Consider the following 22142-nt stretch of genomic DNA (forward strand, 5'->3'; position numbering starts at 1 on the left):
TCCCCTTTTGTTTTATTAGCGTTGAATGAAAAAATTTTTCTATTTTTCGACAATTATATTATATATATTTTATGTTAAAATAACAACGCCTAACTCGGTAAAATAAAGCTCATTCCATTTATTCTCAAAAGGATTGACGTTTTAAAAAAAAAAGAGTAACTTTATGAGGAGCAAGGAGTGAAAAATAGTGAGACCATTAGTCGAATTTTGTATAAAAAACCTAGCAGACGGTGCACAAAAAGCTTTAGAACAGCTTGAACGTGATCCAAATCTAGACATACTAGAATATGGCTGCCTTGGATATTGTGGAAAATGTAGTCTATCACTTTTTGCACTAGTTGAAGGGGAAGTAGTAACTGGAGAAACGGCAACCGAGCTAGTAGATAATATTTATATTTTCTTAGAAGAAAATATGTTGATATAAGAAGCACTGTTAATAATTAACAGTGCTTTTTCTATTTTTCGAGCTATTTCAACAATATTTTAGTTTTCCACATAATCCCTTTTACATCCCTCATTCATTCACTAAATTAAATATTTCACTAATAGGAAAAAATTACTATTCTTTAGATTGATTACATTAACCAATATTATTTTTATTACGTACACTATTTTTAATTATTTAGCAAAATTAGTGCAAAAAAAAATGAGCATTCACCTAAGTGAAGCTCTTAAAATGTTTCTATATCGAGAAACGGGGGATGTTCTTATTGTGCTCAATTCATTTAAATTTTATACTTGTAGTAATAAAAAAAGTAAGGAGTCATGAAAATGAATTCTTTTCGTTATACAAAAATGCATGGGCTAGGAAATAACTATATTTATGTCAATATGTTTGAAGAAAATTTAAGAGAAGAAGAGCTGTCTAAAATTGCAGTTGAAGTTTCAAATGTTAATACAGGAATTGGTAGTGACGGAATGATATTAATCTGTCCATCAGAAGTTGCAGATGTAAAAATGCGAGTATTTAATAATGATGGATCAGAAGCTAAAAATTGTGGTAATGGTCTAAGATGTGTAGCTAAATATGCATTTGAACATGGAATTGCAAATAATACTTCATTTAAGATTGAAACGATAAGTACAATTGTTAAAGCAACAGTACATGTTGAAAATAATATTGTTAATCAAGTAACAATAAATATGGGTAAACCAATATTCCAAAGATCACAAATCCCAATGATTGGTGATGACCAGGAATATGCTAGGGACAGATTTTTATTTGAAGAAAAAAGCTATGAATTTACAGCTGTTTCGATGGGCAATCCACATGCTGTTTTTGAAGTAAGTGATATTAAAAAAGCACCATTAACAACTTTAGGTCCAATTGTTGAAAAACATGATTTATTTCCGGAAAGCGTAAATGTTGAATTTATCGAATGTTTGCCGCATAATGAGATAAATTTCGTTGTATGGGAGCGAGGTTCAGGTGTAACTCAAGCTTGTGGAACAGGGGCATGTGCTGCAGCAGTCGCTATGATACAAGAAGGTAAATATAAACGAGATGAACCAATAACTGTTCACCTACAAGGTGGAGATTTACAAATTACTTGGTCTACTGATGGGGATGTATGGATGAAAGGCCCAGCAGTTACAATAACAGAAGGCATATACTATACTCAAAGAGGAGTGATATAAATGATTACAGTTACTGAACAAGCAGGATTAAAAATTAAAGAAATGATTGAAAACGAAGAAGACCAAAATACTTTTGTTCGCTTAGGTGTAAAAGGTGGAGGTTGTTCTGGACTTTCATATGGACTTGGTTTCGATCCACAAAAAAATGATGATGACACAGAATTAGAATATTATGGCATTAAGTTTTTAATTGATAATGAAAGTGCTCCTATTTTAAAAGGTGTTGTTATTGATTTTAAAGAGTCGTTACTAGGTGGAGGATTTACAATCGATAATCCAAATGCAATCGCATCATGTGGATGTGGTTCAAGCTTTAGAACAGCTTCAAATGCTGGTACACCTGAAGAGTGCTAATAATAAGAATTTCTAACTGAAGAAATTTTTAATCAAAAATAGGATACTTTTGTATCCTATTTTTTCAATCAAACAAACTAGGCCAAATTCTCATTTGTTAATATTTTTACAAATTTGGGGTAAATTATTGAATCTTTTTTGAATTTGTGTACTATTATATAGTGTAGATATAAATTTGAAATGATTTTTTAAGCAGTTGGTTGTGAAATGGTTCACGAATTGCGTTGTAGAATGTTCAATGTATCACAAAGTATTTTTTAAAAAGACTGCCTATAAAAAGACAGTTCTTATGATTAAAATCTATATTTTAGAACATTGAAGAACTATGTCCAGGTTGTACTTTCGCAGTTGGATCAATATATGTTTTAGCATGGTTGATTGCTGTTGGTGCTTCACCAAACCCGGAAGCAATTAGTTTAACTTTTCCATCATATGTACAAATATCTCCAGCAGCATAAATACCTGGAATATTTGTTTCCATGCGTGAGTTAACAACAATGTTATTCTTTTCAATGTTTAGACCCCAGTTTTTAATTGGTCCTAGAGAAGAAACAAAACCATAGTTAACGATTACATCATCAACTTCGATTTCAATACGATCTTCAGATTTTGCATTTTGAAGAACAACTTTTTCAATACGTTCTTTACCAACGATTGCAACAGGGATCCAAGGAGTTGTTACTTCTACTTTAGAGTTCATTAAGTTTTCAACGCTATGCTCATGAGCTCTAAATTTATCACGACGGTGAACTAGTGTTACTTTTTCAGCGATGGGTTCAAGCATTAATGACCAGTCTACAGCAGAATCTCCGCCACCGAAAACAATAACTCGTTTACCAGCAAATTTATTCATGTCACCTACGAAGTAATGTAGGTTTGCTTTTTCGAATTTTTCAGAACCTGCGATTTCAAGTTTACGTGGTTGGAATGCACCATTTCCTGCAGTGATGATTATAGCTTTTGTATAATGCTCAAAACCATCATTACAAACTAAATGGAATACTCCATCTTCACCTTTAGTAATTGTTTGAACTGATTGCTCTAAACAAACGGTAGGATTAAATTTTTTCATTTGCTCTTTTAAGTTATTAATTAACTCTTGAGCGCGTACTTTTGGAAAGCCAGCAACATCATAAATATATTTTTCAGGGTAAAGTGCAGATAATTGACCGCCAAGCTGTGGTAAACTTTCAATGATTTTTACACTAGCTTGTCGCATTCCACCATAAAAAGCAGTGAATAAACCAACCGGTCCGCCACCAATAATCGTTATATCATATACTTTTTCGTCTTTCATAAACGGAATGCCCCCCTTATGTATAAATGCATGTCATCTATAATAGAATAATATCATATTTTATGCCGATAAAATAAAAAAATGGTAATTAAACTATTGTAGAAATCTTTAATAAAACAAAGGTGTGAATCTAAAAAAACTTAATTTAGTTTAATATTTTGAGAATTCTACCGATTAGATTTATGCTTGAAATCTTACACAAAAAACTTTAATATTGTTATAGGCTAATTGTTAACATTTTGTGACAATTATTACGAAATATTTAGACAAATATCCCTATATAATCGTTTGCTCACTTATGTACTAATTTATAATGATTTAGATTGCTCACTATTGAGCTTAGTTATAGATTTAGAGATATTACAGCAAATTGTAGGTACTTAATATAATTTAAAAGGATGGTATGTATATCATGAATAAGCCTAAGATTGTAATCCTTGGAGCTGGGTATGGTGGAATTATTACTGCAACTCGACTTCAAAAAACATTATCTGCAAATGAAGCGGACATTACACTAGTAAATAAAAACAGCTACCACTACCAAGCAACATGGTTACATGAAAATGCAGCAGGTACATTACACCATGACCGTACACGTCTTGATATTAAAGACGTGATTAATCAAGATAAAATTAACTTTATTCAAGATACTGTTACTCAAATCAAACCTGAAGAGAAGAAAGTATTTCTTTCTAACGGCGAATTAGACTATGATTATTTAGTAGTTGGACTTGGTTTTGAGTCAGAAACTTTCGGAATTAAAGGATTAAAAGAACATGCATTTTCAATTGCTAACATCAATGCTGCTCGTCAAATTCGTGAGCATATTGATTACAGCTTCTCTAAATACTACAACACTCCAGTTGAAAAACGCGATGAGTTATTAACAATTATCGTTGGTGGTGCTGGATTTACTGGTATTGAATTTGTTGGTGAACTTGCAAACCGTGTTCCAGAATTATGCAAAGAGTATGATATCGATCGTGATTTAGTTCGTATTATTTGCGTAGAGGCTGCACCAATGGTATTACCAGGTTTCGATCCTGAATTAGTTGACTATGCGGTTTCTCAATTAGAGAAAAAAGGCGTAGAATTCAAAATTGGTACAGCTATTAAAGAATGTACTGAAGAAGGAATCATCGTTGCTAAAGGTGATGTAGAAGAGAAAATCAACTCTGCAACAGTTGTTTGGGCTGCAGGTGTACGTGGAAATGCATTAGTAGAGCAAGCTGGTTTTGAAGCTATGCGTGGACGTGTAAAAGTTACAAAAGATATGCGTGTTCCTGGAAATGACGATGTATTTATCGTTGGTGACTCTGCTTTATTAATTGACGAAGCAAGTAACCGTCCATACCCACCAACAGCACAAATTGCAATTCAACAAGGATTTAATGTTGCACACAACTTAGCAGTACTAGTTCGTGGAAAAGGTGAATTAGAAGAATTCACACCAGACATTAAAGGTACAGTATGTTCATTAGGACATGATGATGCAATTGGCGTAGTTTACGGTAAAAAATTAACTGGTTGGAAAGCTTCATTTATGAAAAAAGTAATTGATAACCGTTATTTATTCGTACTTGGTGGACCAATGTTAGTTCTTAAAAAAGGTAAATTAAACTTTCTATAAGCATATTAGCTCGACTTAAGTCGAGCTTTTTCTTTGTACATTATTCAAAATTGAATTGGCAGCAGGGAGTTGACGTAGTTTCCAAGTTTAAGTATAAAATATAAAGGCAACTACGTCTCTGTCTTCTCCTAAAGGCTCGCCAATCGACGAGTTTTCTTTATCGTAAAGGTGGTCATAATAGATGAGTAAAAGAAGTAATGTATGGCTAGGAGTAGCAGGTTTAGTGAAAGACTCTAATGGAAGATGGTTAGTTGTAAAGAAAAAATATAGTGGCTTAAAAGGTTTATGGTCTTTACCAGCAGGTTTTGTAAAACAAGATGAAACTGTTGACCATGCTGTATTGAGAGAGATTAAAGAGGAAACGGGCATAAACGCATCCTTAATCGGCTTAATAGGTGTTAGAACTGGTGTTATTCGTGAAGAAATTAGTGATAATATGTTAATTTTCTTATTACAGGCAAATGATACAACGATTTCGATTCAAGAAGAAGAGTTATCAGATGCACGTTTTATTTCTGAAGAAGAGCTAGTAAAAGATCCAACATCTTCATTACTAATTAAATACTTAATCGAAAATCCTCCGAATAAACCAATGGATGTGGTTAAAGGTTTGAACCCAGGAGATCAATTCCAATATACTACATATCATTTTATTAAGTAATTTTTAAATAGTTTGAATTTTTTTAAAATTGACGATAGGACAAGAAGGTTTTACACTGTATATAGAAAAAATGTGGGGTGTTTTTTATATGGTGATGAGTATTCCAGTTTTACTAATTTCAATATTGTTATTTTTCGTATTAGCTTTTGGAATCGGTTTCCTAGCAAATATGCTTTTTCGAACAACTTGGTTTATGGTAGTAATCTATCCGCTATTGATTGTTATGATTGTGGACAAGATTAGTACGGTAAAATATTTTACTAATACTACTGTAGCTTTTGAGACACTAAAAACAAACCTAATGGCAGTAGGAACCGGTGATATTGTTATTTTAACAGCTGGTCTAGTAGGAGCAATTATGTCAGGTGTAGTAATCCTTTCATTAAGAAAAAATGGATATCAAATGTTCTAACTTTCTCATGTATGAGAAAGTTTTTTTTTATAATTTTTTTGTTTTAGGGAAAGATGAAAAGATGAAAAGGAGTGAAATGATTCATTGGGTATAAATAAAAAATTATTTAGACGAGTTATTTTATCTATTTTATTCATTATTGCTTTGTTTTCTTCTTTAAAAATTCTTGCAAATATTCAAGTCGCTACAATAAAAGGTTGGTTTAGTGATTCAATCGTAATAAATAAAGTATTTGCTGAAGAAAATAAAACGATCACAAATGAGAGCATAATGATTACAATGGCAAAAAACATCGAACATAATACGAATTGGGATAATTATAAAAAGATAACAGTTACAGCAACTGGATATACAGCTGGAAGGGAATCGACAGGAAAAAGTCCTAAAGACCATTCATATGGAATTACTTATTCAGGTGTGGAAGTAAAGAGAGATTTATTTTCGACCATTGCAGCTGACTTGAACGTATTTCCGATCGGAACGGTATTATTTATTCCTGGGTATGGATATGGAGTAGTAGCAGATAAAGGCGCAGCAGTAAAAGGCAATCATTTGGATTTATATTATCAAACTGTTGGAGATGTATTTGAGCATTGGGGAAAGAAGAAACTAGCTGTTTATATAATAAAACAGGGATCAGGAAGATTTACTGAATCAGATCTAAAAGAATTGAATGAACAAAACTCGTTACAAGTATTTAGGCAACAATCAAAGAATCAAATTGGAGAATAGATCATGGAAAAAATAAATTATAGCTTAATCATTAATGCACCAATCGAAGCTGTTTTTGAAGTTGTTGATTCAGATGAGCATTTAAAAAAGTGGATGGAAGGTTTTATAGAGAATCAGTATGATGAAAATTATAATAGAGAAAATCCAGTTGGTCATAAGTTTAAGCAAAAGTTAGAAGAAGATGGGGAAATTCAAGAATATGATGGCGAAATCATTTCCTATAGCCCACCAAAAGAATTGGGTATTCGATTAAAGCATACTAATTATACAGCAGATGCGGTCTATCGATTTTTTTCTGTTGAATCAAATCAGACCCGGTTAGATTATGAATGTAGCTTGGAAATGTCTTCAGTAGTAGCTAAAATGACGGGCTTCATACTCAGTTGGTTCACAAAACGAAATTTAGTAAAACAAATGGATAGTTTAAAAAATTACGCAGAAAAACGGTTTGATGGCGTACTATAAAAACATGCCCCTTGCAATTGCAAGGGGTTTACAACGTTACTAGTAAATTTATTTCGAATAAAAGGATAATCTTTTCATTACCTCGAATTTAAAATATGTAAAATTTTATAATAAAATAGAATTTGTTAAACATAATCTTTTGTTCAAACAAGTATGACGAAAATAGATTTTGTTTAAAGCACGTAAGCTTTAATCGAGAGGCGGAGGAGTAATGGAAGAGAAAATGACCTTAATGCATGCTTTAGGCATGACGATAGAGTCTGTTGAAGAAGGCAAAGTAGTGATGAAAATGGAGGTAACGGAAAAAGTACATCAACCGTTTGGTTATTTACACGGTGGTGCTTCAGTTGCTTTAGCTGAAACAGTTGCGAGTGTAGGGACGTTTTCGATGATTGATCAAGAGAATCAACTCGCTTTTGGCCTTGAAATAAACGCAAATCATATACGTTCTGTTCGTGACGGTGTCGTAACAGCGATCGGAACTGCAGTACATACAGGTAAAACGACAATGGTTTGGGATATAAAAATTTATTCCGAGGATGAGCAGTTAGTTTGTATCTCAAGATGTACAGTTGCGATTAAAGATAAAAGAAATTAACATAAAAAACTGCTAAATTACAATTATAATTTAGCAGTTTTTTTATGGACGTGGATATCAAACGAATGACACTTGGTTAAAGGATGAGTCGAGTTTCTTAAATATTAAATGTAATTTAAAATGATTATTTCTAAAAAGAAAAAGTAGAAACTCATCAATTTTATCTTAAACTTATGGTAAAATAATTAAGTTGTGTATATAAAAATTCGAAGATAAGTGAGACATCCTCTATTTAAGGATTTTTGAATGAATTTGAAATTTCTTGAGATAGAGAAGAAAGGAGACATTCGATGAAAAATATATATTACACAGGCTTTAATGCACTTTTATCAATTATTATGTTTACGGTCGCCATTACATTAAACTTCTTTCAAATGACTATAAACTTTTTATCAGTATCTGGTATTCTACAACCACTTACAGATCTACTTCCAGAGAAGGAAATTAGAATCCTTACATTTCTAGGTATAGCATTTCTTTTCTATTTAGTTTTGAGTGGATTCAAATTAATTTCTGATATGATCTGGCAATTTGCTCTACTTCTATTTTCAAAGGATAATGAAGGAGTAGACTTATTAGCAACTAAGAAATATTCTTTTGTCTTTTTAATAGGTGGATTAATCGCTATCTTTTTAAATAAATCTTTAGTGTATATTGCTATTGTTTTACTAGTATCAGTAATTGCATTTTATATTTTATTTTTAATTAAGCAAAAATCTAACTATACAATTGTAGGGGTCATTGGATTTATAATGATCCAATTAATCATTTGGGGATTAGTAGGTAGCGGAGTAGTATATGGTGCATTTACGGTTTTAGCTAAATTAAAAACTTCAATGCCATTTTAAAAAAAGTAGCACTTTTGATAATCAAAAGTGCTACTTTTTTGTTTATAGATTAATATAAATGGCCATTCACAACGATGTTTTGCCAAATTCGTTGTGTAGGTGGATAAGAATAGTTTTTTGGAATTGGAATTCTTTGTTTATCATTACCAATCCATGTACCAATTGTATAATTTGAAGTTAATCCCATGAACCATAGATTCGTATTATCGTTAGTTGTACCTGTTTTACCACCTATATAGTTTAACGGCATATAAATATGTTTAGCAGTACCATCTTTTACTACAGAGTTTAACATGCTTCTCATTGTTTCGTTCGTTGATGGATTGTATACTCGAACTGCTTTTGGTTCATTATCGTATAAAACAGTACCATCTCTTAACGTGATTTTTTTAATCGCGGTATTTTCATAGAATACCCCATTGTTTCCGAATGTAGAATATGCATCTGTCATTTCTAATGGTGACATACCGACATTGAAGCCACCAAGTGCACGACCAAGCTCTATACGGTCTTCATTTGTAATCGTTCTAAAACCATACTTATCTAAGTATGAATAACCTATACGTGGTGTAAGTTGCTCATATAATCGAACTGCGGCCGTATTGAATGAGTTCTGCATAGCAGTACGTAAAGTTACATCACCGTATTCTTTCTTACTATCATTTTTAGGGCAATATGTGCCCTTACAGTAGTTATCTGCGTTTACTTTTGTATCAGGAGTAGCACCAAAGGTTTCAATATATGGCGCATAAACTAGTAATGGTTTAATTGTTGAACCTGGCTGTCTATACGATTGGAACGCTCGATTTAGATTGTGAGGTTCATAGTTTCTTCCCCCAGAAATTGCAATAATTTCATGTGTATCATTTTTTACTACAACTGCAGCGCCCTGCGTATTTGTTGAAAGTGTTCCTCGATTAACTGCGCTGACAGTCACTTGTTGTACCGATGGATTTAAGCTTGTATAGACTTTTAAGCCTTGATTTTGTAAATATAATGCTCTTTCTTGAACAGTTTTTAATTTTTTTAATTCAGTTTGTTGTGCTGCTGATAGTTTGCTAGTATTAAATTTTCCTTTTTTACCAGCTAAAATGCTTTTTAGTTCAGAATCAACGTAAGAATAGTAATCAGGATATTCCTGTGTTTTACTATCTTTCTTTAGCGTGATTTTTTCTTTCATGGCAGCAGTATACTGTTGCTCAGTGATTTTACCCTGATCTCTAAGAATACCTAAAATTCTTTCTTGACGCTTTTTAGCATTATTAAAGTTTTTCAAAGGATCATATAAAGTTGGGTTATTTGGAATTGTACATACGAAAGCGGTTTGAGCGATACTCAAATCCTTTGCCGATTTGCTAAAATATGCTTTACTTGCAGCTTCAATTCCATAGTTTCGGTTTGCAAAATATATTGTATTAATGTACATTTCTAAAATTTGATCTTTAGAATATTGCTTTTCAAGTTGTAAAGAGATTTGAATCTCTTTTATTTTGCGTTCGACTGTACGCGCTTGAGTTAAATATAAATTTCTTGCAAGTTGCTGTGTAATTGTACTAGCTCCCTGTTCTATTCCACTATTCGAAACATTCACCATAAATGCCCTAGCAACTCCAAATAAATCAATACCCTTATGTGAATAAAAATATCGATCTTCGGTAGAAATAAAGATATCCTTTACTAGTTGCGGAATATCACCGCTTTTTAAATTAATTCTATTATCACCAGAAGCAGGAATGTAAAAAGGATTATTATTTCTGTCATAAAAAACACTGTTCTGTGATAAAGAAACAACAGGTAGTTCTTCTACCTTCTTTTTGGGAATATGTTTTGAGGTCTCATACGCCATCATAGCTTGCTGAGATGTGAAATAAAAGACAAGAAAGCTTATTATAATAATAATAAATCCAATAATTTTTTTCATAATAGCCCTCTATATACTTTCTATTTATTAATTCGTTTAAAGAAAAAATTAAACGAACGATATTATTTTAACACGATTTTTCATCTTGATGGGTATCTTATGTTATTTTTTACACAAATTGGTTGTATTAATAAAATAAGGAATAAAGTTGAAAATAGGAAAATTGTCTTACTTGAATATTCGTTAATCATATAAGACAATAAGTAAAAATCAGAAAATTTATTTTTCTGGAGGTGAGGAAATGAAAGAGCAGTTACTGTTTATTGATTTTGAATTTACAATGCCCGATGGAAAATCAAAAGGAATTAAATTTTTTCCGGAAATCATTGAAGTTGGTTTTGTAAGTGTCATTAATGATGAGATTAATCAAACATATTCTTCATTTGTTAAACCGCTACAGTTTCCAACGTTATCCTCAAGATGCAAAAGGTTTCTAAATATTTCTCAAGAGAATGTTGATCATGGTATACAGTTAAAAGAACTTGGAGAAATATTAAATGAAGCGACAAATAACTATCGAACTACGGTAATTACTTGGGGCAATATGGATATGAGAGTACTAAAACATAATTGTGAGGCTGCAAATATTTCATTCCCAATTAATGGAGAAGTAAGGGATTTATGTCTTGAGTATAAAACCTTCTTCGGTAACCAAAATCAAACTGGCCTTTGGAACGCAATGAAAGAGTATGGAAAAGATGGAACTGGAAATCACCACAAAGCACTAGATGATGCATTAACGACATATCATATTTATAAATTAGTAGAAAAAGATAAGCAATATATGAAAAAACCTGCTCCAGCAACTTTAGGAGACTTAATTGATTTTTCATTATTAAAGAAAAGAATATCTTCATACTAAAAACCAATTGATTTTAAATCAGTTGGTTTTTTATTTTGTAGAAAGAGGAATTTGTTAATTAAATTGTTGGATGTATCATTGATAAGTAAGTTGTGCCTATTGATTTCCACTACAGGGTGCTCGCTTTCCATGGAAAGCGAGCATCCCGAAGTGGAAATCAACAACACAATACTTAATTATCAGTGGAAAATCTTTTAACCTATACCTCATTTTCCTTTGATTATTTTAGAATACTTTGTATAATTGGCAGTGGGAGTGATGGGACAATGATGGAGTTTTTATATTTTCCTGAAGATAAAACAGAGTATATACCTGCCGTTATTTCATTAATTATTTTTATGATTGGCGCATTTATTACTTTTTACTTAATTAAAAAGGCATCGCTGAAAGAAGAAAAGCGTATAACAGAATTAATGGAATCAAAAGAAAAAAAATCAATACGTGAATAAAATAATTCATAATGGGGACTTACTAAGGAAGGTCTCTTTTTTTTGGAGTTACATCACATTTTCATCACATTTTTGTGATAGATTGTTTTTGTGAATTTATTAGCTACATTAGACTAATCCAGATCTGTTTAACAAAGCGCATTTAAAACATAATCTTATCGATCTAAAATATAAGATCATTTTACTTTAGCAGAATCTTAGGAGGTAATACATATGAAAAAGTTTTTAAGTCTATTAATTGTAAGCATTATGATTACTGCAGGATGTTCTAATGAGAAGAAGAAGGAACCTGTAGTTGAAAAACCTGTTGATGTAAATATACTTCTGCCGACATCCGATATTAGTTTAAATAAAGAAATTACAATTGGTGCTGAAGTTAGTCAAAATAATAAAGCGGTTTCTGACGCAGATGAAGTTCAATTTGAAATTGGTAAAAATGGTGAGGATAGTATTGCCATGCTTGATGCAAAAAATGGTGCAGATGGTATTTATTCGGCTACATATAAATTTACTGATCCGGGAGATTATTATGTTATTGCCCATGTTACTGCTAGGGATCAACATTCAATGCCGAAAAAGGATTTTAAAGTTCAAGCTACTACCTCAACTAGTAATAGTAATACTGGAAAGAGTGAACATGAAACACACAGTGGAAATAATCATCATGGCGATGTAATGATTCATTTAATGGGCACTGAAAAGATTGTTGCAAATAAAGAAAATCTCTTTACGATTCATCTTATGACAAATGATGGTAAACCACTTGAAAAAGCGAACGTGCGAATTGAAACATGGAAAGATAAGCAAGGAAAGCATGACTATACTGATGCAAAAGAAGTTGCACCTGGCGAATATGAAGTTAAGTATACATTTAAAGAAAAAGGAACAAATACAGTAAAGGTTCATGTTGAAAAAGAGGATTTACATGACCATACTGAAAAAGAGGTTACCGTAAATTAAATAATAACGAAGGCTATCCTATCTTTGATGAATAGAAGGATAGCCTCTTTTATATAAAAGCTAGAAGTCAAGATCGGCAGACTGATATTGCTTTTATGGGGGTGAATATTTTGAGAAAGATTTCGATCTTCAGCACGATTTTACTTTTCTTATTTTGTGCTGGCTGTGTATCAAATAATATGTCACATATTAAGGATTCGGAAAATGTCCTTATTTCAGTAAATAAAAAAGTGGGAAGTTTAACGTTCCTAAATTTAGATGATTTACATAAAGTAACAGATTGGAATTTAAATAGAGATGTAAGTGGAGCAGAATTATTACAAAATGGAGAAGATATTGCGGTATATGATCCAACAAATCCAAAAATAGATATTTATCATCTTTCCACAGGGGACCATGTTGATAGTTGGAATGCTGGTACTGGTATCACTAATATAATTTCTTTAAAAAGTAATCGGATGATTGCTGTAACGAATGGAAAAAAGAATAACATTACATTTTTTAATCATAATGGTAAGGTTCTTAAAAAAATTAAAATAGGTAGAAATCCTATTTCTATGGTTGAAGATACGATTCATCATAAATTATATGTTAGCTTGTTTAACGAAAAAAAAGTGATTGGTATTAACTTAAGTAGTTTTAAAATTGAAACAATTAAAGTGCCCAACACATCGGTAGGCTTAATTTTAAACAAAGATTCATCTGAACTATTTGTAGGGGGACATGGAAATGGAGAAGAGGAAAATGAGTACGTAAAAGTATATTCAACTACTACTGGAAAGCAAAATAAGTCCCTTCATACGCCTTTAATGCCTATTTCGTTTTTTCAAAATGAAGATGGATTGTTTACGATTGCCCATGGTACAAATCAAATTTATAAGTTAAATCCGAATGTAGTTAATCAAACTAAGTTTATAGAAGTTGGATCGAATCCTTATACGGCTATTGGCTTTAAACATACTGCTTATGCAGCTAGTTATGATTTAAACAAGTTGTACCAAATAAATACGACAACGATGAAAATTGAAAAAGAAGTTGCAGTAGGAAGAGGACCTTTTCAATTATTGTTAAGAGAGGGCATTCGTCATGATTGAAAGAAAGATATTGATTGTTGATGATGAACAAGAAATTTGCCAATTGGTTGGAATGTATTTAGAAAATAGTGGATATAGTTGGGACGAAGCAAACAATGGTGAAATCGCATTATCAAAAATAAGTCAATCAAACTATGATTTATTAATTTTAGATATAATGATGCCTATAATGGATGGATGGACCCTTTGTAAAAAGATTAGAGAAACATCAAATGTACCTGTAATTTTCTTAACAGCAAAAGGTGAAGAGTGGGATAAGGTAAATGGATTGAAAATGGGAGCGGACGATTATATCGTAAAGCCCTTCAGTCCAGGTGAATTAATTGCAAGAGTAGATGCGGTTTTAAGAAGAACGAAAAATACGGATGCCTCAGTTTTACAGATTGGCCAAATTAAAATAAATGAAAAGTCTAGGAATGCTTTTGTATCGGACAAACCTTTATCGCTTACTTTAAAAGAATATGATTTGCTTCTTTTCTTTTGTAAGAACCAAGACCACGTTTTTAGCCGTGAGCAGATTTTAGAAAAAGTTTGGGGTTTTGATTATTTCGGTACAGCTAGAACAGTCGATACACATATAAAAACTTTAAGGATTAAATTAGGACAGGATGCAGATTATATATCTACCGTTTGGGGTGTAGGGTATAAATTTGGGATAAACGGATGAAGAAGTTGATCTATTCATTATCGTTTTTACAAAAGCTTTGGTTAACGATTTGTTTAATCGTAATCTGTACAACGATCTTTTTCTTTTTAATGTTTCAGTTTGCATATAAGCAATTATATGTTTCATACGTTCGTTCCACGTTAATCCAAGAAGGTAAAGGTTTAGTAAATCATTATCATAATACGAATAATGTAAATGACTTTTCAGAATTTGTTTCAAAATTTGATGCTGTTTCAAATGCTAATGTTTTATTTATTAGTAATCCAAGAGATTTAAGTGCATGTATCCCCTATAATGTAAGCCACGAATCTTTCATTACTGAAGATGATCGTGAAACTTTATTAAAAGGAAAAGTGATTACGAAGACAGGATTTGAAAAAAGATTTAAGCATCAAATAATCGGTGTCGTTGTTCCGGTTGTAAAAAAAGAAAAACTTGAAGGGATTATTTATTTACACTTACCTTTAAGGAGTGTTACTGAATTAATCCAACAATCAAAATGGATTTTTATGATCAGTACATTGTTATTTGCTTTCATTATTCTTTTAATTGGCAGAAGTATAATAAAACAAATGATTAAGCCATTATCAAGAATGGAGCAAATATCTTATAAAATGGCAAATGGTGATTACACTGAACGTATACATTACATTAGTGGTGATGAAATCGGAAAACTAGCTACTGCGTTTAACTCAATGTCTGATTCTTTACAAAAAGAAGATGAAAATAGAAAAGAGTTTTTAGCTAATGTTTCTCATGAATTAAGAACGCCATTAAGTTATGTTAAAGGATATAGTGAAGCAATTTTAGATGGTGTAATAAAACAAGAACAACAACTAAAATATGTTGGTATCATTCAAAAAGAGGCTAGTCGGATGCAAAGATTAGTTAGAGATTTACTTGACTTGGCCACATTAGATGGTCAGCAATTTCCACTTAATCAAGAACCTAATGTAATTGCCCAGCTAATTGAAGATACAATCGAGACATATTCCCAGATACTTATTGAACGTAATATTAAAATTCAAAAAAATTTAGATGAGACGATTATCGCAAATGTTGACCCAGATCGATTTCAACAGGTAATCCACAATTTACTTGATAACTCAATCCGTTACACGCCTTTAGGTAAAACAATTTATATTTCACTATTTCAAGATAAACAAGTCACATTGGAAATATTAGACGAAGGAAAGGGGATCCCGTCTGAAGAGATTCCGCATTTAGGAGAAAGATTTTATCGAGTCGATAAAGCAAGATCTAGAAACGAAGGTGGAACCGGACTAGGACTTGCCATCGTAAAGCATATTATTGACCAACACAATGGTAAGTTAAAATTTATGAATATTGATGGTAAAGGCTTGAAGGTTATTATTACTTTACCGATATTTGAAATATAAAAAATGTGAAAAAGAGTCCCGATTCGAGACTCTTTTTCTTATACAAAATTTGATATCCGTTCATAAATATGTTCAGGAATTTCTTCAGGAATTAAGTGCCCTGCTTCTGGATAAGTATATAAAGTTGAGTACCTTAAATCACGATGCAATCTTTCACCTACTTCTAGTGGAACTACTTTATCTTTTTCTCCCCAAATTAAAAGAGTAGGTACAGATATATTCTGTAGATCTGAAGGACTTAAATCTCCTTCTCGATCACGAATCATCTTTGTTAATGCTCTAAAAATTTCATCTTGCAAAAAAGGTTCCTTGTATCCGTTTATCATCTCATCATCGATTAACTTCTGATCATGAACAACAGAAATTAGGGATTTCATAATACCTTGTTTAGCTAAATGCCTTTTTATATATAGATAGAAAAAAGGGAAATAAGATGAAATAATTAAATGTGGATTGGCCCTTCCTAAATAACCTGAACTACATAATAAAATGACTTTTTTAACAAGTTCCGGTTCTTTTTTCGTTACATATAAAGCAATTTGCCCACCCATAGAATGTCCGACTAAATAAATGTTTTGCAAATTTAAATGATTTACAAGAGAGATAACAACATTCGCAAAGTTATCATACGAATATTTAAAATTTAACTGTTTTCCACTTTTACCAAACGGGGGTAGGTCAATTACGACAACTACATGATCTTTTGAGATAAAAGGGATTAGTCTTCGGAAACTGAAGCAAGATGATAAAAAACCGTGAATTAATACAAATACTTTTGAATCTTGCTTATTGCTATTATGGTATCCGTAAAGTTCATAATAAACATCAAGTCCAGAAACCTTATATGTCGACTGCATTGTTCCAGAATGATTCATCATCCAAACTCTCCTTTAAGTTTTTGGATTATTATGTCCAAACGGAAGGAATACATTCTTTATTTCAGTAATACTCTGTATGTCACCATATGATATGCAATTGGCTAAAATACTTTTAAATTATAAGTTTTTCGTCAATTCTAATAGAGACAGGTATTTATTTAAAATAATTGAAATAGCCCAACCTTTAAAGTGACTATAATAAGTAAAGGGATTTTAGAAAAGAAGTGCCATTTATGAGTAGTAAGCAAACTTTAAAAGTTGGTCTGTGTGTGCTAAAATTTAGTTAGTGGAATTGAACGAAAATTAGGAGTGTTTTGAATGGCACAAAACTACAATATTGGAAAAGTTTACACTGGTAAAGTAACAGGGATTCAAACGTATGGTGCCTTTATTTCACTTGATCACCAAACACAAGGACTAGTACATATTTCCGAAATTATTAATGGATATGTTCGAGATATTCGAGACTATATTTCTGTTGGGCAATTAGTAAATGTACGTGTACTGTCTATTGATGAGATGACAGGAAAAATAAGTTTGTCTTTAAAAGGAGCAAGTATCGATCAAGGATTTAATGGTGACGAGAACTTAAAACATGCAGCTAGACTATTAAGAGAGCTTAAACCAGATGGATTTAGCACCCTGCATAAAAAATTAAATGAATGGCTTCGCGTTGAGATGAAGAAAGAAAATATGACGAATTAAAAAGGAAGGGAATTTACCCTTCCTTTTTAATGTTGGAAAAGTACAGATACAAAAGAGACTAATTTCGTCTGCTAGTTATCTTACTTCATTTGTTTCAGGATGTGTTCCCAGCTCTTCTGAAGGTTTGAATAATAAGCCAAGGTTAATTAATCCTGAAATACCAACGATACCATAAATAATTCGAGCAAAAGCAGAATCTGCACCACCAAAAATTGCTGCAACTAAATCAAATTGAAAAAACCCAATTAAACCCCAGTTAATAGCTCCAATAATTGTAAAAATAAGTGCAATACGTTGTAATGTACTCATATAGGTTAACCTCCTTTTTTATGACCTTCTATCATATCTTTCCTCATTTGTTTTTGTTTATGTACTAAAAATAATTATAAGGAGAATTGTCTTTTTAATTTTTGTTAAAAATTTCACAAAAATATAATTCCATTTACTTGCTTTCAATTATTTAATTAGGTACATTGTAAAGGTATTACAACTATTTAAGGAGGTTTGATGTATGACTTCTCATATTAAATTTGACTATTCAAAAGCAAAAATGTTTTTTCAAGATCATGAAATATCTTATTTAAGGGATGCAGTGAAATTATTTCACCATACAATTCATGAAAAAACAGGTGCAGGTAGCGATTATCTAGGATGGGTAGAGTTACCTAATGACTATGACAAAGAAGAATTTTCTCGAATTCAAAAAGCAGCAGAGAAAATTAAATCAGATTCAGACGTTCTTTTAGTAATTGGTATCGGTGGATCTTATTTAGGTGCACGTGCTGCAATTGAAATGTTACAACACTCATTTTTTAATATTGCTTCTAAAGAAGAAAGAAAAGCACCGCAAGTTTTCTTCGTAGGAAATAATATTAGTTCTACATATATGCACGATTTAATTCAAGTTTTAAAGGATAAGGATTTTTCAATTAATGTTATCTCAAAATCTGGGACAACTACTGAACCAGCGATTGCATTCCGTATTTTTAGAAAGCTATTAGAAGAAAAATATGGTGCTGAAGAAGCTAAACATCGTATTTATGCTACAACTGATAAAGCACGTGGAGCATTAAAAACTGTTGCCGATGAAAAGGGATATGAAACATTTGTTATTCCTGACGATGTAGGTGGACGCTATTCAGTATTAACTGCAGTAGGTTTATTACCGATTGCTGCAGCGGGTATTGATATTGAACAAATGATGAAGGGTGCACAAGATGCATATAAAGAATACAACTCTTCAGAATTAGAAGATAATCAAGCATATCAATACGCAGTTGTTCGAAATGTTTTATACAACAAAGGTAAAACAATAGAGATGCTTGTTAACTACGAACCATCATTACAATATTTTGGAGAATGGTGGAAGCAATTATTTGGAGAAAGTGAAGGGAAAGACCAAAAAGGGATCTATCCATCTTCAGCAAACTTCTCAACGGATTTACATTCTCTTGGACAATATGTACAAGAAGGTCGACGTGATTTATTTGAAACAGTTTTATCTGTTGAAAATCCTCGCCATGAATTAACAATTGAACTTGAGGATAACGACTCTGACGGATTAAATTATCTTGCTGGTAAAACTGTAGATTTCGTTAATAAAAAAGCTTTTGAAGGTACGATCTTAGCTCATGCTGACGGTGGAGTACCAAATCTAATTGTTTCATTACCAAAATTAGATGAGTATACTTTCGGTTACATGGTATACTTCTTTGAATTAGCTTGTGCGATGAGCGGATATCTACTTGGAGTAAATCCTTTTGATCAACCAGGTGTAGAAGCTTACAAGAAAAACATGTTTGCATTATTAGGAAAACCAGGATTTGAAGAACTAAAAATGCAATTAGAAGAACGTTTAAAATAATATTAGATAAAAGGACCGTTGTTAAATTGACTTTAACAACGGTTTTTTTATTGAAATTAAAATTAATATTCATGTTTTTACTTAATAAGAAAATACTATTGAAAAAGGAGGAGGAAAGCATGTATCCTTTAAAATCAAAATTAGAAAATGCAATATATCCGCTTAATGACATTGAGGGGAAATTAAAAAATCATGGATTTGTAATTGGAGCAAACTGGGAATATGATCATGGCAGTTTTGATTTATTAATGCAGGATGATGACGGGTATCAATATTTAAGATTACCTTTTAATGTTACTTCAGGTTCGTTAGATATGGATGGAGCAGTTATACAATTCGATACTCCCTTTTTATTAACACATATTTATAATGAGGGGCTAGATGATAATGTTGGTTTAGAGGGGAATTTAACTGGATCATTAAACCAGTTCCAAGAACCAATTGAAAAAGATGGAAAAGTTCCTAGAAAATATCAAATAAAAGGGTTTGAAATTCTAAAGAGAATTGAAGATGAACTTTTATAAAAAAAGAGTCAAGTTTTAGAACTTTGTCGATTAAAAAAGAGCCATATCATTTAGATTGGCTCTTTTTTAATCGTAACAATTATTAAGTAAGTAAGATAAGGAAATCATCTTTTGCAATCTTAATACTTTTATCGGGTCTGATGATTGTTTGTTTATCACGAATTATTCCAATAATCATTTTATCGTTGTTTAATTCTTCAACTACAATATCGAAATAAAATTTTCCAACCATTTTTTGTTCAACTTCCATTATTTTTACTGTAAAGGTTTCTAATTGGTTTGTTAACTTAAGCACAACATCTGAATATCCTCTATGCATAATCGAACCTGACATAACAAAAGAAGTCAACAAATGCGCTTCGATTATTTCGTTGGCTCCAGCTCGATTAGCGTTAATTACTTGATTTTTCGTTAAGATTTCTGCGATACAGTTAATCGATTCGTTAAGACCTTTTGTTGCGATGATTGTTAAAATTGTTTGCATATCAGCATCTTGCTCATTTTTATTTTGATCAGCTGTAATTAAGATTGTATTGGCAAATTTTATATTTGCTTTTTCTAAAACTGAGTCATTAGCGGCAGAGCCTTTTACAAAATGCACCTTCTCTAAATCAGGAGGTAATAACTCTAAACTTTCATCAATTAATACGATATAGACTTGGTTTGAAGATGCACGTAGTTGTTTAATAACATTTTTAACTCGTTCATTCCAACCTACTATTATAATATGGTTCTTTTTTGTAAACGTAAGTGTACCCCTAAAATCCGCGTCTTGGTTTCTAAATGTTTGTGCCGTGAATGAAATCATATAAAAAGAACCAATTCCAGTACCAAGTAAAATTAAAATAACTGCAAAAAAACGTCCAACTGGAGAGAGAGGTACATAATCACCGTAACCTACTGTAAATGTAGTTACGATTGACCACCACATACCGTCCCAAACAGTCGGAAAAGTAAATGGTTCTGCGAAATGGATGATTGTTCCGAATATAGCAATCAACGATAATAATAGTACAGTAATTTTTAATAGTGTATAGGATTTAAAATAGATAGGTTGGTTACGAAATACTTTCAAGCTTATACCCCCATCGCAATTTCGTAACACTTATTTTTACCAATAAGCAATAACTTATCACTACTATATACTTTCTATTTCAATTCCACGGATGTTTTCTATTTGTTCAATATCATAATAAATTTCTGTCGTTCTTCGTTTATTAAATACTAATAATTTCATTTGGACATAATGTTCATCATTATTTAATCCTTTTATTTTAATGTTTTTAACTGTAATATCCTGAGCGGTTATTTGATCAATGACAATATTTATATTTTCGCTTCCTATTACTGTAAGCTTCAAACTTATATCTCTTTCTTTTAATCTTTTAGGACCAAGCTTGTTTATTAAGTAGGGAATTAATTCTACACTTATTATTAATAAGCCTACGCCTGCAAAAGCTTCGACATAAAAGCCAGCCCCAACAATTATTCCGATACCCGATGCACCCCAAATCATAGCAGCTGTTGTTAACCCAGCAATTGTATCGTTACCTCTTCTGAGAATTACACCAGCCCCAACGAAACCGATTCCTGATACTATTTGTGCCGGTAAACGTAATGGGTCCATTGTTATATTTAAATAATCACTTCCATGAAATGAAAATGCTGAACTAATAGAAACAATTGTTAATAGGCAACTCATTATTGAAATAACAAGGCATGTCTTTAATCCAAGAGGTTTTCGTTTTAACTCTCTTTCTAACCCGATAACGGAACCTAACATTGCTGATATTAGTAATTTTATGAGGATATCTGGTTGTAGATCCATTTTCTAAACCCCTTTTCTATATAGTTTATGGCTAATTCGACATAGCGTATTACACTTCCTCCGTACTATATATAATTTTTTTATCTTTTTTTAAAAAAAATGAAAAAAGGGGCTTGTCATAATCTAAATGGGGTGTTATATTTATATACGTCGCCAAGATGGTTCGACAAAAAACGAAACAAAGTAATAAAAAATAAAAAAATGTTGACTCACTGATAAAGAGATGTTAATATGAAAAAGTCGCAAATGACGCGACAAAGTGAACTTTGAAAACTAAACAAAACATGAAGTAAACGTCAATTATTAGTTTTTTGAGCAATACAAGATTTAAACTTAACTTTTATGGAGAGTTTGA

General features: G+C 31.7%; 25 protein-coding genes. 19 read left to right on the plus strand and 6 right to left on the minus strand.

Annotation, left to right across the window (positions count from 1 at the left end; all coding sequences use genetic code 11):
• Positions 1-187: 187 nt before the first annotated feature.
• The 3 genes from ACFWM3_RS04020 to ACFWM3_RS04030 all read left to right on the plus strand — a co-directional run bounded on the left by ACFWM3_RS04020 (position 188) and on the right by ACFWM3_RS04030 (position 1992).
• Positions 188-424 (plus strand): YuzB family protein, encoded by a 237-nt coding sequence (locus ACFWM3_RS04020; RefSeq protein ID WP_056468696.1) that lies wholly within the window; start codon positions 188-190, stop codon positions 422-424.
• A gap of 347 nt (positions 425-771) precedes the next feature.
• Positions 772-1638: a diaminopimelate epimerase gene (gene dapF, locus ACFWM3_RS04025; protein WP_390310348.1), complete on the plus strand. Its 867-nt coding sequence runs from the start codon at positions 772-774 to the stop codon at positions 1636-1638.
• Positions 1639-1992, plus strand: a complete 354-nt coding sequence (locus ACFWM3_RS04030; RefSeq protein WP_056468693.1) for a HesB/IscA family protein — start codon at positions 1639-1641, stop codon at positions 1990-1992.
• A 307-nt stretch (positions 1993-2299) separates the two neighbouring features.
• Here ACFWM3_RS04030 and ACFWM3_RS04035 read toward each other — a convergent pair whose 3' ends face one another.
• Positions 2300-3289: an NAD(P)/FAD-dependent oxidoreductase gene (locus tag ACFWM3_RS04035; RefSeq protein ID WP_390310350.1), complete on the minus strand. Its 990-nt coding sequence runs from the start codon at positions 3287-3289 to the stop codon at positions 2300-2302.
• 412 nt (positions 3290-3701) lie between these two features.
• Here ACFWM3_RS04035 and ACFWM3_RS04040 point away from each other — a divergent pair, with 412 nt between their 5' ends.
• The 7 genes from ACFWM3_RS04040 (at position 3702) to ACFWM3_RS04070 (ending at position 8635) form a co-directional block, all read left to right on the plus strand.
• The gene (locus tag ACFWM3_RS04040) at positions 3702-4919 is read left to right on the plus strand and encodes an NAD(P)/FAD-dependent oxidoreductase (protein ID WP_056468680.1); all 1218 of its coding nucleotides are present in this window, start codon (positions 3702-3704) and stop codon (positions 4917-4919) included.
• Positions 4920-5100: 181 nt separating this feature from the next.
• Positions 5101-5580, plus strand: coding sequence for an NUDIX domain-containing protein (locus ACFWM3_RS04045; RefSeq protein ID WP_390310352.1), 480 nt, complete (start codon positions 5101-5103; stop codon positions 5578-5580).
• A gap of 94 nt (positions 5581-5674) precedes the next feature.
• Positions 5675-5992, plus strand: coding sequence for a YuiB family protein (locus ACFWM3_RS04050; RefSeq protein WP_056469021.1), 318 nt, complete (start codon positions 5675-5677; stop codon positions 5990-5992).
• 84 nt (positions 5993-6076) lie between these two features.
• Complete coding sequence (locus ACFWM3_RS04055; protein ID WP_056468674.1) at positions 6077-6724, plus strand: 3D domain-containing protein; 648 nt, start codon at positions 6077-6079, stop codon at positions 6722-6724.
• 3 nt (positions 6725-6727) lie between these two features.
• Entirely contained in the window at positions 6728-7189 is a 462-nt protein-coding gene (locus ACFWM3_RS04060) for an SRPBCC family protein (RefSeq protein ID WP_390310354.1), read from the plus strand.
• Positions 7190-7400: 211 nt separating this feature from the next.
• Complete coding sequence (locus ACFWM3_RS04065) at positions 7401-7787, plus strand: PaaI family thioesterase (RefSeq protein ID WP_286131624.1); 387 nt, start codon at positions 7401-7403, stop codon at positions 7785-7787.
• A 290-nt stretch (positions 7788-8077) separates the two neighbouring features.
• Positions 8078-8635 carry a DUF5366 family protein gene (locus ACFWM3_RS04070; RefSeq protein ID WP_056468668.1) on the plus strand — a complete coding sequence of 186 codons (558 nt, stop codon included), beginning with the start codon at positions 8078-8080 and terminating at the stop codon, positions 8633-8635.
• Positions 8636-8684: 49 nt separating this feature from the next.
• On the opposite strand, the gene ACFWM3_RS04075 is transcribed toward ACFWM3_RS04070, so the two are convergent.
• Positions 8685-10556 (minus strand): transglycosylase domain-containing protein, encoded by a 1872-nt coding sequence (locus tag ACFWM3_RS04075; protein WP_056468665.1) that lies wholly within the window; start codon positions 10554-10556, stop codon positions 8685-8687.
• A gap of 241 nt (positions 10557-10797) precedes the next feature.
• Between ACFWM3_RS04075 and kapD the strand changes: the two genes are divergently transcribed.
• The 6 genes from kapD (at position 10798) to ACFWM3_RS04105 (ending at position 15988) form a co-directional block, all read left to right on the plus strand.
• Entirely contained in the window at positions 10798-11418 is a 621-nt protein-coding gene (gene kapD, locus ACFWM3_RS04080) for a 3'-5' exonuclease KapD (protein ID WP_056468662.1), read from the plus strand.
• A 266-nt stretch (positions 11419-11684) separates the two neighbouring features.
• Entirely contained in the window at positions 11685-11867 is a 183-nt protein-coding gene (locus ACFWM3_RS04085) for a hypothetical protein (RefSeq protein WP_056468660.1), read from the plus strand.
• 213 nt (positions 11868-12080) lie between these two features.
• The gene (locus tag ACFWM3_RS04090) at positions 12081-12827 is read left to right on the plus strand and encodes a FixH family protein (protein WP_390310357.1); all 747 of its coding nucleotides are present in this window, start codon (positions 12081-12083) and stop codon (positions 12825-12827) included.
• Between the two features lie 110 nt (positions 12828-12937).
• Positions 12938-13921, plus strand: a complete 984-nt coding sequence (locus ACFWM3_RS04095; RefSeq protein WP_390310358.1) for a YncE family protein — start codon at positions 12938-12940, stop codon at positions 13919-13921.
• The gene (locus ACFWM3_RS04100) at positions 13914-14588 is read left to right on the plus strand and encodes a response regulator transcription factor (protein WP_056468652.1); all 675 of its coding nucleotides are present in this window, start codon (positions 13914-13916) and stop codon (positions 14586-14588) included. Before ACFWM3_RS04095 ends, ACFWM3_RS04100 begins: the two co-directional genes overlap by 8 nt.
• Positions 14585-15988, plus strand: coding sequence for a sensor histidine kinase (locus ACFWM3_RS04105; RefSeq protein ID WP_390310360.1), 1404 nt, complete (start codon positions 14585-14587; stop codon positions 15986-15988). The genes ACFWM3_RS04100 and ACFWM3_RS04105 overlap by 4 nt, the downstream gene beginning before the upstream one ends.
• Positions 15989-16026: 38 nt before the next feature.
• On the opposite strand, the gene ACFWM3_RS04110 is transcribed toward ACFWM3_RS04105, so the two are convergent.
• A complete protein-coding gene (locus tag ACFWM3_RS04110; protein WP_390310387.1) occupies positions 16027-16863 on the minus strand; it encodes an alpha/beta fold hydrolase in 837 nt (278 codons plus the stop codon).
• A gap of 321 nt (positions 16864-17184) precedes the next feature.
• On the opposite strand from ACFWM3_RS04110, the gene ACFWM3_RS04115 reads away from it, so the two are divergent.
• Complete coding sequence (locus ACFWM3_RS04115) at positions 17185-17571, plus strand: CvfD/Ygs/GSP13 family RNA-binding post-transcriptional regulator (protein WP_056468646.1); 387 nt, start codon at positions 17185-17187, stop codon at positions 17569-17571.
• A gap of 75 nt (positions 17572-17646) precedes the next feature.
• On the opposite strand, the gene ACFWM3_RS04120 is transcribed toward ACFWM3_RS04115, so the two are convergent.
• Positions 17647-17880 carry a DUF378 domain-containing protein gene (locus tag ACFWM3_RS04120; protein WP_056468643.1) on the minus strand — a complete coding sequence of 78 codons (234 nt, stop codon included), beginning with the start codon at positions 17878-17880 and terminating at the stop codon, positions 17647-17649.
• A 202-nt stretch (positions 17881-18082) separates the two neighbouring features.
• Between ACFWM3_RS04120 and ACFWM3_RS04125 the strand changes: the two genes are divergently transcribed.
• Together ACFWM3_RS04125 and ACFWM3_RS04130 are read left to right on the plus strand one after the other, a co-directional pair.
• On the plus strand, positions 18083-19435 hold the full coding sequence (locus ACFWM3_RS04125) for a glucose-6-phosphate isomerase (protein ID WP_390310361.1): 1353 nt from the start codon (positions 18083-18085) through the stop codon (positions 19433-19435).
• A gap of 119 nt (positions 19436-19554) precedes the next feature.
• Positions 19555-19959, plus strand: coding sequence for a YugN family protein (locus tag ACFWM3_RS04130; protein WP_056468636.1), 405 nt, complete (start codon positions 19555-19557; stop codon positions 19957-19959).
• A gap of 82 nt (positions 19960-20041) precedes the next feature.
• On the opposite strand, the gene ACFWM3_RS04135 is transcribed toward ACFWM3_RS04130, so the two are convergent.
• Together ACFWM3_RS04135 and ACFWM3_RS04140 are read right to left on the minus strand one after the other, a co-directional pair.
• The gene (locus ACFWM3_RS04135) at positions 20042-21034 is read right to left on the minus strand and encodes a potassium channel family protein (RefSeq protein WP_056468633.1); all 993 of its coding nucleotides are present in this window, start codon (positions 21032-21034) and stop codon (positions 20042-20044) included.
• 63 nt (positions 21035-21097) lie between these two features.
• On the minus strand, positions 21098-21787 hold the full coding sequence (locus tag ACFWM3_RS04140; RefSeq protein ID WP_056468630.1) for an MgtC/SapB family protein: 690 nt from the start codon (positions 21785-21787) through the stop codon (positions 21098-21100).
• Positions 21788-22142: the final 355 nt, after the last annotated feature.

The organism is Gottfriedia sp. NPDC058432 (assembly GCF_042721555.1).
Taxonomy (GTDB): domain Bacteria; phylum Bacillota; class Bacilli; order Bacillales; family Bacillaceae_G; genus Gottfriedia.

Excerpts from the sequence above, each read along its gene's own strand:
- dapF (WP_390310348.1), top strand. The coding sequence starts at position 772 with ATGAATTCTTTTCGTTATACAAAAATGCATGGGCTAGGAAATAACTAT.
- ACFWM3_RS04030 (WP_056468693.1), top strand. The coding sequence starts at position 1,639 with ATGATTACAGTTACTGAACAAGCAGGATTAAAAATTAAAGAAATGATT.
- ACFWM3_RS04035 (WP_390310350.1), bottom strand. The coding sequence starts at position 3,289 with ATGAAAGACGAAAAAGTATATGATATAACGATTATTGGTGGCGGACCG.
- ACFWM3_RS04040 (WP_056468680.1), top strand. The coding sequence starts at position 3,702 with ATGAATAAGCCTAAGATTGTAATCCTTGGAGCTGGGTATGGTGGAATT.
- ACFWM3_RS04045 (WP_390310352.1), top strand. The coding sequence starts at position 5,101 with ATGAGTAAAAGAAGTAATGTATGGCTAGGAGTAGCAGGTTTAGTGAAA.
- ACFWM3_RS04050 (WP_056469021.1), top strand. The coding sequence starts at position 5,675 with ATGAGTATTCCAGTTTTACTAATTTCAATATTGTTATTTTTCGTATTA.
- ACFWM3_RS04060 (WP_390310354.1), top strand. The coding sequence starts at position 6,728 with ATGGAAAAAATAAATTATAGCTTAATCATTAATGCACCAATCGAAGCT.
- ACFWM3_RS04065 (WP_286131624.1), top strand. The coding sequence starts at position 7,401 with ATGGAAGAGAAAATGACCTTAATGCATGCTTTAGGCATGACGATAGAG.
- ACFWM3_RS04070 (WP_056468668.1), top strand. The coding sequence starts at position 8,078 with ATGAAAAATATATATTACACAGGCTTTAATGCACTTTTATCAATTATT.
- ACFWM3_RS04075 (WP_056468665.1), bottom strand. The coding sequence starts at position 10,556 with ATGAAAAAAATTATTGGATTTATTATTATTATAATAAGCTTTCTTGTC.
- kapD (WP_056468662.1), top strand. The coding sequence starts at position 10,798 with ATGAAAGAGCAGTTACTGTTTATTGATTTTGAATTTACAATGCCCGAT.
- ACFWM3_RS04085 (WP_056468660.1), top strand. The coding sequence starts at position 11,685 with ATGATGGAGTTTTTATATTTTCCTGAAGATAAAACAGAGTATATACCT.
- ACFWM3_RS04090 (WP_390310357.1), top strand. The coding sequence starts at position 12,081 with ATGAAAAAGTTTTTAAGTCTATTAATTGTAAGCATTATGATTACTGCA.
- ACFWM3_RS04100 (WP_056468652.1), top strand. The coding sequence starts at position 13,914 with ATGATTGAAAGAAAGATATTGATTGTTGATGATGAACAAGAAATTTGC.
- ACFWM3_RS04105 (WP_390310360.1), top strand. The coding sequence starts at position 14,585 with ATGAAGAAGTTGATCTATTCATTATCGTTTTTACAAAAGCTTTGGTTA.
- ACFWM3_RS04110 (WP_390310387.1), bottom strand. The coding sequence starts at position 16,863 with ATGAATCATTCTGGAACAATGCAGTCGACATATAAGGTTTCTGGACTT.
- ACFWM3_RS04115 (WP_056468646.1), top strand. The coding sequence starts at position 17,185 with ATGGCACAAAACTACAATATTGGAAAAGTTTACACTGGTAAAGTAACA.
- ACFWM3_RS04120 (WP_056468643.1), bottom strand. The coding sequence starts at position 17,880 with ATGAGTACATTACAACGTATTGCACTTATTTTTACAATTATTGGAGCT.
- ACFWM3_RS04125 (WP_390310361.1), top strand. The coding sequence starts at position 18,083 with ATGACTTCTCATATTAAATTTGACTATTCAAAAGCAAAAATGTTTTTT.
- ACFWM3_RS04130 (WP_056468636.1), top strand. The coding sequence starts at position 19,555 with ATGTATCCTTTAAAATCAAAATTAGAAAATGCAATATATCCGCTTAAT.
- ACFWM3_RS04140 (WP_056468630.1), bottom strand. The coding sequence starts at position 21,787 with ATGGATCTACAACCAGATATCCTCATAAAATTACTAATATCAGCAATG.